Here is a 12072-nt window from a genome sequence, read left to right on the forward strand (position 1 = left end):
AGACCTCGAACTCGCGCTGCGCATCAAGGCTGACCTGAAGCAGGGTCAGGCTGCGCTGAGTGAGTTGGGCAAGGCTGTTGAGGAAGTTGGCGACAAAGCCGCTGTAGCGGACAAGAACCTGGGCCAGGTTGGCGCAGCAGCCGACCAGCAGGCCGCTCGTATCAAGGCCATGGTCGCTGCCAGCCTGGCTCAGCAGTCCGCCCTGGATGGTGTTGCGGGCAGCACGGCGCGGGTTACCGGCGCGGTGCGTGAGGCCAATGCCAACTGGCGGGAAAGTGCCGCCGCGCAAAATGCCGCGATCAACACCTACCACAATGCCGAACGGGCCCAGCGTGAGCGCGCTTTGGCTGAGCAGAAGGCTGCAGAGCAAGCAGCCAAGGCCACTGCTGAAGCCGGCAAACAGGAAACCGCCCTGCGCAGGCTGCTGGGCAGCATCGACAGCACCGAGCGCGGCCATGTTACCGGCAACCGGACCATCTCCATCAATAAGGCCAACCTGTTCGGTGGCGAGAAAAAGGAAGGCGGCATCAAGGGCCCGCTGGACGTGATGATGGGCGGCCCTGCACAACCGGTTAACGCCAGCCTGGCCTCCATGTTGGGCGGCATCGTTCCAGCGTTTCGGGGCGTGGCCACGCTGTTCTTCGACGGCATGATCGGGGCGATGAACCCCTATCCAAAACCCTGGGCGATGCGCATGCGGCGGATCCTCAAGGGGTGGGATAACGACGAGGTGTGGTACCCGGAAAAGGCCCAGATCATCATGGTGCCGGTGAAACCGCTGGCGCTGTACCTGGCGCTGGATTTGTCGAGCAGCATGAATACGGAGACCGCCAACGGGCAAACGCGCCTGGAGAACATGAAGGCTGCGGTGATTGCGGCACTGCAGTTGATTGCCGAGATGGTGCTGCCCATGGTCGCGGTAGACATCATGATTGTGGGCTGGGGCGGTAATACCGGCGACTTCATGGCGCGCAGCTCAATCACTCGACGCGCTGTCAGCGCGGCAAGTATCGACGAGCTGATCGCCTGGGTCGAAGAGCGCACCGCCCCGAACAGCACCTATTTCCCGTCCGCGGTAGCAGATGCTCCGGGGTTCTTTGCGGCTAGCCCGGCCGGGTATGTGCGGATCTCATTGTTCATCACGGACGGTGGGCCAACTATTCCGGGTGTTGGCCCCGGCGATGAAGCAAACGATGCGGCGACCGAGGCCGGGCAAACACTGCTCGGCATCTCGAGCATCCGCGCATACGGCATCAATATCGACCTGGATGATACGAGTCAGACTGACAAGCTCGATAACACCGGAGATGACGGTGTACCGGTTGTCTCCGGTGGCGACCCCACGGCCCTGGTCGATGCGATCATGAATGCCCTAGGCAGTGTGTATGCGATGAACCCTGCCCATATCATCTATCAGGCATACACCGACCGCAGTTGGGGACGGGGCCTGGATCCAGCCATCCGCCTCGACCTCGACAGTTTCGCTGCCGTGGCGGACAAACTGTATGCAGAGCGGTTCGGGCTATGCATCAAGTGGACACGCCAGGACAAATTGGCCGTGTTCGTTGGTTCGATCATCAACCACATCGGTGGGTCGATCTATGTCAGCCGCCGTAGCGGCAAACTGGTGCTCAATCTCATCCGCGACGATTATGACGTCGAAGACCTGCCGCTGTTTACCCCGGACACGGGCCTGCTGGGTATCGACGATGACGATGCCACGGCCGATGACAAATCGGTCAACTGCGTGGTGGTGAAGTATCGCGACCCACTATCTAACGAAATCATGCAGGTGCGGGCGCGCAACCTCGCCGCGATCACCGCACACGGCCTCAATCAGCAGACCACCGAGTACATCGGCATTCCGTCCGGTACGCTCGCTGCCCGCGTGGCTCAGCGAGACCTGACTGCTTATTCCTCAGGGGTCAAGCGACTGAAGGTGCGCCTCGACCGGCGTGCGCGCGACAGCGTTTTTCCGGGCAGCGTGTTCCGTGTCTCCGACCCGCGGCGCGGCATCGAGAACCTGGTGCTGCGCGCCGGACGCGTCGAGGACGGTATTCTCACCAGCGGCCAAATCACCGTAGCCGCCATAAAGGATGTATTCGGCCTGCCCGAGACGAGCTATGCCGAGCCTGTGCTACCTGGGTGGACAGCACCTGACAGCACTGCGCTGCCCATCCAGTACCAGCGGCTTATCGAGTTGCCGTATCGCGACCTGGTACGCATCACCGCCCCTGCGGACATGGCGTTGATCGACGACACCGCCGCATTCCTGATGCCGCTCGCCTCCAAGCCTTCACCACTTTCGATGGGCTACGAGATCACCAGCCGTGTCGGCACCTCTGGGAATTTCGAAGAACGCGGCGGCGGCGACTTCATCAGTAGCGCGATCCTGGTCGCTGGCATTGGCTATTTAGACACGAACGTCACCATCACGGATGGTGTCGACCTATACGAGATCACCGCCGGCACAGCGGCTCTGATCGATGATGAGATCGTCCGGATTGATTCGATCGATATCACCAGCGGCGAACTGGTGCTCGGCCGCGGCTGTGGCGACACGGTACCGGCGAAACATGAGGCAGGGGCACGTATTTGGTTTTTGGAAGGCGCAGCAGGTAGCGACCCCACCGAATATGTATCTGGCGCCACCGTCCACGCCAAGCTGCTGACCCGTACTAGCAGCGATCTACTCGCACTGGGCAGCGCGCCAGAGGTGTCTGTCGAGATGATGCAGAGGCAGGTGCGGCCTTACCCGCCGGGTCGATTCCTAATAAACGGCCTCAGTTACCCCGACGTTATCGTGAATAGCCCAGAGATAAATCTCTCTTGGTCTCACCGTGATCGCCTATTGGAGGATGACAATTTAATTGACACAACCATGGGGGACATCGGCCCGGAACTCGGGACGACATACACAGCCCGCGCTCTTCGATTTGACACCCTTGAAGTACTGACCGAGATCACTGCTGTTGCTGGAACCAGCGCGGATCTAAGCCCTGAGTATGAGGGCGCGATCATTGTTGAGCTGTTTAGTGTCCGCGGTGGTCTAGCGAGCTGGCAGACACATCAGCACCCGTTTGATTACATCACAAACGAGGAGCGGCTCACCGAGGACGGTGAGGGCCGCATTACCGAATCTGACGAAATACGGATACTAGAGGCTTAGATCATGGCAGGAAAAATCAGCTTGATGGACCCCGCAGGACCGTTACTGGGAGCAGAATTGTTTGAAGTGGTGCAAGGTGGCGTTAATAAAAGAGTAGCGTCTTCCGACTTAGGTGGCGGTTTCTCAACCGCGACAAAGACACTCTATGTTTCGGCTGCTGGTGATGATGAAAATGATGGGCTGACATCCGCTACACCTTTCGCAACCTGGGCAAAATTGCACTCCGCGCTACCGGACGTAATCCGGCATGCATACGTGATTCGGGTTGTCGGCAATTTGCCCGAGGCAATCTATATCGAAGGGAAGCGTGCTGTTTATGGTCGAGATGACTGGCGCATAACGGTTATCGGTGATTCGGAGAATGCGGCTAATCATCAAGTTAGTGCGATCTATGCGTCTGGAGCTGACCATGTCAGCTTCAACTACCTGCAGCCCAACGGTGAGGCAAAGGTTCAGCAATCAAACGGGGTCAGATTTCATTTCTGTCAATTCCGCAACGCTGGTGCTCAAGGGGTGCGCTACAACTACTCAACGGGGGCTGTTCAGAATTGTGACTTCGGTGCATCGGTTAACGAGGATGGCATTTTTGCATTCAATTCGATGGTCTGGAGTGACAACAACACAGGTGCGTGCACGCGCTATGGCCTTCTGGCGCATGGCGGTTACATAGGCAAATACCGAGCGCAGCCTACCGGCGGCGTGGAGAACAACCTTCAATCTCAAGGCGGGTCGATCGTTGGAAGTCATGGCGCGCGCATCACATCGGCAGCAGGTTGGACGCAGAGCATTCCAGATAACACGTTTACTGACGTGGACTTTTTGAGCACTGGTGTGGCCGTCTTCGATGAAGACGGATGGTGGTCATCCGCGGCACCATCGAAGCTGATCGTTCCCGCCAACGCTGGAGGGCTCTATGTACTTTCGGGCGGTTGTCGGTGGGCAGGAAGCCCTACAACCGGGCGGGAGCGTTATCTCAGCATCAGGGCTGGGAATGCTGGTGCGACGGTCGAGGTTGCGTCGGATCAACTCTATCCGGCCGTTAACGAGACAAACGTCATGACAGTTTCCACAGGACCTGTGAGGTTGTCGCCGGGCCAGGAGATCATGTTGAGGGTAAGGCAGAAGACAGGTGCTGCGCTTAACCTCACCTATGCTGATCAATCGGCGCCAGTGCTTTCTGCACATCGGGTCGGTTAAGGCATTTCTAAGGTTGGGTATTGTTTCGGAATGAAATCATCATCGGGTCATCACTTCGTTGCCTTGGATCACATCAGGGCATTGGCTGCACTTCTGGTGTTCACGTGGCATTTCATTCATGCCGGAAGGAGCGGATACCCAGTACCGCACGAGGCATTTGTAAGCGTGTTTGCGTTCCCTCTCGCCATCTTTGATGAGGGGCACGTGGGTGTGGCGCTTTTCATGACCCTAAGTGGTTATCTATTTGCGAAGATTCTCGATGGTAAGTCGATCGACTACGGCTCCTTCCTATGGAACCGGTTTCTTAGGCTGGCTCCTCTCCTGGTATTAGTTATTGCGGTAGTAGGGCTGCAAAGGTCGCTTGAGGGTGAGAGCATATGGACGTTCATGACCACCATGATGACTGGAATCGTCATGCCTGTATGGCCAAACGGGGGCTGGTCAATTACGGTCGAGCTGCATTTTTACTTCAGTTTGCCCTTTCTTCTGTTTCTGATTAGGCGGGTCTGGTGGGCCGCACTCCTACTAGTCTGCGTTGCGATTGCGCTGCGGATATCTATCTACATCCAGAGTGGGGAAGTGCAGCCTGCTGCCTACTGGACGATCATTGGCCGCATAGATCAGTTCGTTCTTGGGATGTTGGCATTCCATGCCAGACTCCATCTAGCAGGGCATCATTTCCGGGCGATCTCCGCGATCACGTTGTTCTTGGTTTTTTATTGGGGCTTCAGCTACGCCGGCGGATTCCATGGCATGCCCTCGTACCCATCGCCGAGTGCAATCTGGATCATACTGCCTACGATTGAGGGGCTTGCGTGCGCCATAGCCATTGCTTGGTATGACGGCTCTTTCACTCCATCGCGTACCGGCGTTTCTGGGTTGATCGGGCACGTTGGTCAGTGCTCATACTCGATCTATTTGCTCCACGTTTTCGTTGTGTATGAAGCGGCGTGGTTGGTCAATGAAAGGGTTATGGATATCTCGACGTTGTATCCAGCTCTGGGCTGGGCTTTCCTTTGTTTCGTTGCCCTTCTCCCGGTAGCAATGCTCAGCTTCCGATTCGTCGAGCGACCTTTCTTGTTGCTTAGAAGAAACTATGTCGGTGTGCCAGATCAACCGATCACGAGTAAGGTTTTCTCGTAATTCCTTTGCTCTATGTGAAACACCGGGGTGCTTGGAATTATCGCGCCAACACGCTCGAATTTTCGCGCGGCGCTACATCAACGCCGCATAGCCTAGCGCAGTAGTTTTTCAACGGCCTGCTCATGCGTAGAATCGCCGCTCCACCACGCTGCGATTGCACACCATGGCCCGCCTAAAACTCGAATTCCCCGAAAACCAGTTCTGCTACAGCACCCACCTGACCGTACGGGTGACCGATATCAATGCGGCCAACCACCTGAGCAACGACTCGATGATCTCGATGATCTCCGAGGCGCGGGCGCGCTTTCTGTTCGAGTTCGGCATAGAGGAAACCAGCGCAGACGGCGTCGGCATCATAGTCACGGACCTCGCCACCACCTACCGCGCCGAAGCCCATGCCCGCGACCAGTTGCTGTTCGAGGTCGGGGTGATGGATTTCAACCCCTACGGCGGCGATATCACCTTCCGCATCAGCCGCCCGGCGGATGGCACCCAGGTGGCCATGGCCAAGTCCGGCTTCGTCTTCTTCAACTACCAGCAGGGCAAGGTGGTGGCCATGCCGGCGGCCTTCAGCGCCAAGTTCGCCCAGGTCAACTGGCTCGGCTGAAGCCCAGCGCCGCCAGGCAGTGTGTAGCCCGGATGCAATCCGGGAGCGGATTTGCAGGAGTAGACTTCCCCGGATTTCATCCGGGCTACAAAAAATGCCGCTCACTTGCCTTAAGTGAACGGCATTACCGATACGGCTACGCCTGTGACTAGCCCAGCACCGCCAGGCAGCCGGCAATTGACGCCCTAGCCCGGCGGTTCGAGGATGGTCGCAACGGCTATTGCCGTCACTCGGCCCACGCCCATGGCCCCTGCTCCCATCATCCTGTTCGGCGCCTTCGATCGGCACAACCTCGGCGACTTGCTGCTGGCCCAGTGCGCCCAAGCCAGCCTGGCTGGGCGGCCCTGTGTGCATGCCGGCTTGCAGGCGCGGGACTTGCGCGAGTTCGGCGGCCCTAGGGTCGAGGCGTTGAACCAGCTGCTGGCCGATTGGCCGGCGCGTTTCGGCAAGGCGCCGCTCGACATCCTCCATGTCGGCGGGGAGATTCTCAGCACCAGCACCTGGGAGGCCGCGCTGATGCTGCAGGAACCGGCGGCGGTTGACGCCCTGCTGCGTCGCCTGTCGCAGGACTCGGCAGGCGCGGCCTGGGCCCAGGCGCAAATCGGCGCAGAGCGCCCGCTGGCCTATGTCCTGAACCGCAGCCAATGCCCGCTGCCAATCCGCCATCTCGAATTTCGCTGTATAGGCGGTTGCACCTTCGCCGCCCTGAGCGCGGCCGAACGCGCCTATGGCCTGCAGGCCCTGGCCGAGGCCGATCGGCTTAGCGTACGAGATCGGGTCACCCAGGCGGCGCTGGCCGAGGCTGGGCTGCAGGCGCAGCTGAGCCCCGACCCGGTAAGCGGTGTTAGCCGACGCTTTGCCGCGCAGATTCATCAGGCCGGTCAGGATGCCGCCGTGCTGGCCGCACTGCACCAGGCCGGCGGCCCTTTTCTCGCGGTGCAGTTCGCCGCCGAATATGCCGCGGACGCCACCCTCGCGCAGATAGCCGCGCGCCTCAACGCCCAGGGCCGGTCCCTGGTGCTGTTCCGCGCCGGCGCCGCGCCCTGGCACGACGATCTGGAACCTTACCAGCGCCTGCTGACACGCCTGCGCGTGCCGGCCCAGCTATTCGGCTCGCTGCATATCTGGGCCATCTGCGCCCTGCTCGCCGCCAGCGCCGGGGTCTTCGCCACCAGCCTGCATGTTCGCCTGCTGGCCCGCGAGTTCGGCCATCCGCTGCTGGATCTGCCGGATGGCATGCGCTCGGCGAAGGTGACGGCCTACGAAGCCAGCTGGTACCCGCCGGCCGGGCAAGACGATACGCCCTAAAGTTCAAGGACTATTCTGCCGCGGTTAACCTTTGATCGCCGCCAAGGCCTGCTGCAGATCGGCGCGCAGATCGTCCAGGTGCTCGATACCCACCGACAGCCGCACCAGGTTGTCGCCGATACCGAGCTGCGCGCGCCGTTCGGGGGGAATCGAGGCGTGGGTCATCTTCGCCGGCTGGCTGATCAGGCTTTCCACCCCGCCCAGGCTCTCCGCCAGGGTGAACAGCTGGGTGGCCTCGAGAAAGCGCCGGGTGCCCTCGGCGTCGGTGGCCAGGTACAGGCTGATCAGGCCGCCGCTGCCGCGCATCTGCCGCGCCGCCAGCTCATGCTGGGGATGGCTGGGCAGGCCGGGATAGAGCACGGCCGCCACCTGAGGTTGCCGCTCCAGCCAGGCGGCCAACTGCATGGCGTTGTCGACATGGCGTTGCAGGCGCAGCGCCAGGGTGCGCATGCCGCGCAGGCAGAGAAAGCTGGAGAAGGGATCGAGAATTCCGCCCACCGCGTTCTGCAGAAAACCCAGTTGCTCGGCCAGTTCCGGCTTATCAGCCACCACCACCAGCCCGGCTATCACATCGGAATGGCCGTTGAGGTACTTGGTGGCCGAATGCACCACCAGGTCGAAGCCGTGCTCCAGCGGCCGTTGTAGGTAGGGCGAGGCGAAAGTGTTGTCGGCCACCGTGAGGATGCCGCGGGCGCGGCCCAGCTGGCCGACCATGGCCAGGTCGCAGAGCTTCAGGGTGGGGTTGGTCGGGGTCTCGACCCAGATCATCCGCGTCTCTGGCCTGAGGGCGGCGGCCAGGGTGGCGGCGTCGGCGTCCGCCGGCACATAGCTGACCTGCAGGCCCGCGCTGGCCTTGCGCACCCGCTCGAACAGGCGGTAGGTGCCGCCGTAGAGGTCGTCCACCGCGACCATATGGCTGTGCGCCGGCAGCAGTTCCAGCACGCTGGCGCAGGCCGCCATGCCGGAGGCGAAGGCATAGCCATGGGCACCGCCCTCCAGCTCGGCGATGGCCCGTTCCAGCGCCTGGCGCGTGGGGTTCTGGCTGCGCCCGTACTCGTAGCCGGCGTGCACCCCGGGCGATTGCTGGCGAAAGGTCGAGGTGGCGTAGATAGGCGGCATCACCGCGCCGGTCCAGTCCGGTTCGTAACCGGCATGCACGGTCAGGGTTTCGAATTCGCTCATATTGGCTCCTGTATTCACACTGTGCAGTGGCGGGTAGCGGCTCAGCTTCGTAGCCCGGATGCAATCCGGGGCGGTGGTGAGATTCCCCCGGATTTCATCCGGGCTACCGTCTGTAGTCCGGCATTCCGGCGATCCGCCAACGAGCACCGAAGATCGCCAGGCAGTCGCCGTTCCCTACGGCTTACTGCATTTCCCACATCCATGTGGGGCACAAGCTGGCTCCTACAGCGTGCGCCCCCTAGCGCAGGGTACGGCGCCACAGGTTGAGCACATCGCTCTTGGTGATCAAACCGAGAAAGCGCCCCTGCTCGACTATCAGCGCCACGTGTCCCTTATCGAAGGTCTGCAGCAGGCGCTCCAACGGCACGTCCGGGTCGAGGGTCTGCAGCTTGCTGACCATGGCCTGACGCACCGGCAGTTGGAAATGCTCCGGCGCATCCTTCACCGCGCGCAGCAGGTCCCATTCGTCGATCAGGCCGACCACCTGGTCGCCGTCCATCACCGGCACCTGATCGATATCATGAAAGCGCATGCGCCCGTACACCGCCGCCAGGCTTTCATCCGGCGTGCAGGTGACGGTGGTGCCTTCGTCGTAGCGGCGGGCGATCAGGTCGCGCAGATTGCCCGCCTTGGGCCGCTCGATCAGGCCCTGGTCGATCATCCAGTAGTCGTTAAACATCTTCGACAGGTACTTGTTGCCGCTATCACAGACGAAGGTCAGCACCCGCTTGGGCCGGGTCTGCTCGCGGCAGTAGCGCAAGGCGGCGGCCAGCAGGGTGCCGGAGGAAGAGCCGGCCAGCACGCCCTCCTGCTGCAGCAACAGGCGCGCGGTATGCAGGCTCTCGGCGTCGCCGATGCGGTAGGCGCGCTTGACCAGGGCGAAGTCGGCCAGCGCCGGCACGAAGTCCTCGCCTATGCCTTCCACCAACCAGCTGCCGGCCGCGCCGAACTGGCCAGTCTCCACATAGTCGGCCAGCACCGAGCCTGCGGGGTCGGCCAAAACCATCTCGACCTGCGGCGCTACGCGCTGGAAGAAGCGGGTCAGGCCGCCGAGGGTGCCGCCCGAGCCGACGCCGACCACCACTGCATCGACGCGTTGCTCGAGCTGGCGCCAGATTTCCGGGCCGGTGCCGGTCTCATGGGCCCAGGCATTGGCCGGGTTGTTGAACTGGTCGATATAGAGGGCGCCCGGCATCTGCTCGGCAATACTGCGCGCCAGGTCCTGGTAATACTCGGGGTGGCCCTTGGCGACATCGGAGCGGGTCAGGCGCACCTCGGCGCCCAGAGCCTTGAGATGGAAGATCTTCTCGCGGCTCATCTTGTCTGGCACCACCAGCAGCATGCGGTAGCCCTTCTGCGCGGCCACCAGGGCCAGGCCCAGGCCGGTATTGCCGGCGGTGGCCTCGATGATGGTGGCACCCGGCTGCAGCTGGCCGCTGTTTTCCGCGGCCTCGATCATGGTCAGGGCGATGCGGTCCTTGATCGAGCCGCCGGGATTCTGGTTTTCCAGTTTGACGAACAGCTGGCACAGGCCGCAGTCGAGATGGCTGAGCGGCAGAATCGGCGTGTTGCCGATCATGTCCAATAAGGGGTTGGCGGACATCTTCTGGCCCTCAGCGAAACAGCCGATGCGGCGAGCCCTGCGCGCAGGCGCGGCCCGCCAGGGGCAAAGCGCCTGCTGCGGCGGTGTTCGGCCCGCGACAGCCACTGGCGCCTGTTTGACCTGTTAGGTATAGGCGCTACGCGGCCCACGGGCCACTCTGCCAGGCGCCAAAGCCCAACCAGGCGGGCTGCCGGGCACCGCCACTTTTCCTCCCCTATACTCCTTCCAGCCTGCTCGCCGGCTTGGGCATAGGCCGGGCGTGGCGAGGCGGACTCACCATCGAGTAGGCATGGTTGTTGAGCAGGATGTTTTTGTGTAGCCAATGTGCGACAGGAACAGGATGCCAAACACATGGTATTTGCAATTGTCTTAATCCTTATCGTGGTCGCCTCGGTGCTCTTCCACCTACTGAGCCCCTGGCAGGCAACGGCGGCGGCTTCCAACTGGGGCTCGATAGATGCCGCCCTGCTGATCACCCTGCTGATCACCGGCCTCTTCTTTATCGCCGTCACGCTATTTATGGCCCTGGCCGTCATTCGCTATCGGCACAAGGCCGGTCGCCGCGCGACCTATCAACCCGAAAGTAAAAAACTGGAAGGCTGGTTAATCGGCATCACCACCCTGGGCATAGTCGCCCTGCTAGCGCCCGGCCTGGTGGTCTACTACGACTTCGTCCGGGTGCCGAGCGACGCCTCTGAACTGGAAGTGGTCGCCCAGCAGTGGCAGTGGTCCTTTCGCTTCCCTGGCCAGGACGGCAAATTGGGCAAGTCGGCGATCAGCTGGGTGAATGCCGCCAACCCCCTCGGCCTCGACCCCGAGGACCCGGCCGGGCAAGACGACGTCCTGGTCCTCAGCAATGAAGTGCACCTGCCGCTCGACCAACCGGTCAAAGTGCTATTGCGCTCCAAGGATGTGCTGCACAACTTCTATGTCCCGCAGATCCGCAGCAAGATGGACATGGTGCCCGGCATGGTCTCCTACTTCTGGTTCACCCCGACCAAGCTGGGTAGCTATGAGGTGCTGTGCGCCGAGTATTGTGGCCTGGCCCATTACAACATGCGCGGTCATATGCTCGTGGAGGAACGCGCGGCCTTCGAACTGTGGCTGAGCAGCCAGCCGACCTTCGCCCAGAGCGTGCGCGCCGCGGCCAAACCCAGCCACGAAAGCCTGCTGCAGCAAGGCCGCCAGCTGGCGCAGAACTACGGTTGCCAGGCCTGCCATAGCCTGGATGGCAGCGCGAGCCTCGGTCCCAGCTGGAAAGGCCTGTACGGCCGCCACGAAACGCTGGCCGATGGCAGCAGCGTAGAGGTCGACGAAGCCTACCTGAGCGAGTCGATCCGCGATCCCAAAGCCAAACTGGTCCAAGGCTACCCTCCGGTCATGGTGCCCTATACTTTCAGCCAAGATGAGCTGGGCGCCCTGCTCGCTCTGATCAAATCCCTGAGCGACGCGCCGCCGGACGCCGCGCCCAGCGCCAGCACGGCGATAGACGCGGTTAGCGATTTGACCACACGCGGGCAGCAACTGGCGCAAACCCACGGCTGCTTGGCCTGCCACAGCGTCGATGGCAACCCCGGGGTCGGCCCCACCTGGCTGGGTCTGTATGGCAGAACCGAAACCCTCGGCGATGGCACGCAGGTGGCAGTCGATGAGGCCTATCTGCGACAAGCCATACGCGAGCCCAACGCGGTGCTCGCCAAGGGCTTTGCCCCGGTCATGCCGACCTTTGCGCTGCAGGATGATGAAGTCGATGCCTTGATCGCGTTGATCAAGTCCAAAGCCGGCAACAGTGCCGGCACACAGGGAGCCGCTCCCTAAGCCACCAATTACGCACTGTGGCTTCACCCCGAGGATGATGTGATG

General features: G+C 61.6%; 8 protein-coding genes. 6 read left to right on the forward strand and 2 right to left on the reverse strand.

Annotated elements, in window-relative coordinates; genetic code table 11:
- The 5 genes from Q8Q83_RS01215 to Q8Q83_RS01235 all read left to right on the forward strand — a co-directional run.
- Positions 1 to 3169: hypothetical protein (locus Q8Q83_RS01215; RefSeq protein ID WP_371132339.1), on the forward strand; the 3169-nt coding region annotated here is incomplete at its 5' end.
- Positions 3170 to 3172: 3 nt separating this feature from the next.
- Entirely contained in the window at positions 3173 to 4366 is a 1194-nt protein-coding gene (locus Q8Q83_RS01220; protein WP_305620418.1) for a hypothetical protein, read from the forward strand.
- 30 nt (positions 4367 to 4396) lie between these two features.
- On the forward strand, positions 4397 to 5509 hold the full coding sequence (locus tag Q8Q83_RS01225) for an acyltransferase (protein WP_305620420.1): 1113 nt from the start codon (positions 4397 to 4399) through the stop codon (positions 5507 to 5509).
- Positions 5510 to 5672: 163 nt separating this feature from the next.
- On the forward strand, positions 5673 to 6116 hold the full coding sequence (locus Q8Q83_RS01230; RefSeq protein WP_305620422.1) for a thioesterase family protein: 444 nt from the start codon (positions 5673 to 5675) through the stop codon (positions 6114 to 6116).
- 243 nt (positions 6117 to 6359) lie between these two features.
- A complete protein-coding gene (locus tag Q8Q83_RS01235) occupies positions 6360 to 7424 on the forward strand; it encodes a polysaccharide pyruvyl transferase family protein (RefSeq protein ID WP_305620424.1) in 1065 nt (354 codons plus the stop codon).
- 24 nt (positions 7425 to 7448) lie between these two features.
- On the opposite strand, the gene Q8Q83_RS01240 is transcribed toward Q8Q83_RS01235, so the two are convergent.
- Together Q8Q83_RS01240 and Q8Q83_RS01245 are read right to left on the reverse strand one after the other, a co-directional pair.
- Complete coding sequence (locus Q8Q83_RS01240; protein ID WP_305620426.1) at positions 7449 to 8606, reverse strand: PLP-dependent aspartate aminotransferase family protein; 1158 nt, start codon at positions 8604 to 8606, stop codon at positions 7449 to 7451.
- A 238-nt stretch (positions 8607 to 8844) separates the two neighbouring features.
- Complete coding sequence (locus Q8Q83_RS01245) at positions 8845 to 10209, reverse strand: pyridoxal-phosphate dependent enzyme (protein ID WP_305620428.1); 1365 nt, start codon at positions 10207 to 10209, stop codon at positions 8845 to 8847.
- 351 nt (positions 10210 to 10560) lie between these two features.
- Here Q8Q83_RS01245 and Q8Q83_RS01250 point away from each other — a divergent pair, with 351 nt between their 5' ends.
- Complete coding sequence (locus tag Q8Q83_RS01250) at positions 10561 to 12027, forward strand: c-type cytochrome (RefSeq protein ID WP_305620430.1); 1467 nt, start codon at positions 10561 to 10563, stop codon at positions 12025 to 12027.
- Positions 12028 to 12072: the final 45 nt, after the last annotated feature.

Source organism: Pseudomonas sp. (genome assembly GCF_030696055.1).
Classification (GTDB): Bacteria; Pseudomonadota; Gammaproteobacteria; order Pseudomonadales; family Pseudomonadaceae; genus Aquipseudomonas.

Coding starts and splice junctions, on each gene's coding strand:
- Q8Q83_RS01235 (WP_305620424.1), top strand. CDS start 6,360: ATGGCCCCTGCTCCCATCATCCTGTTCGGCGCCTTCGATCGGCACAAC.
- Q8Q83_RS01240 (WP_305620426.1), bottom strand. CDS start 8,606: ATGAGCGAATTCGAAACCCTGACCGTGCATGCCGGTTACGAACCGGAC.
- Q8Q83_RS01220 (WP_305620418.1), top strand. CDS start 3,173: ATGGCAGGAAAAATCAGCTTGATGGACCCCGCAGGACCGTTACTGGGA.
- Q8Q83_RS01250 (WP_305620430.1), top strand. CDS start 10,561: ATGGTATTTGCAATTGTCTTAATCCTTATCGTGGTCGCCTCGGTGCTC.
- Q8Q83_RS01225 (WP_305620420.1), top strand. CDS start 4,397: ATGAAATCATCATCGGGTCATCACTTCGTTGCCTTGGATCACATCAGG.
- Q8Q83_RS01230 (WP_305620422.1), top strand. CDS start 5,673: ATGGCCCGCCTAAAACTCGAATTCCCCGAAAACCAGTTCTGCTACAGC.
- Q8Q83_RS01245 (WP_305620428.1), bottom strand. CDS start 10,209: ATGTCCGCCAACCCCTTATTGGACATGATCGGCAACACGCCGATTCTG.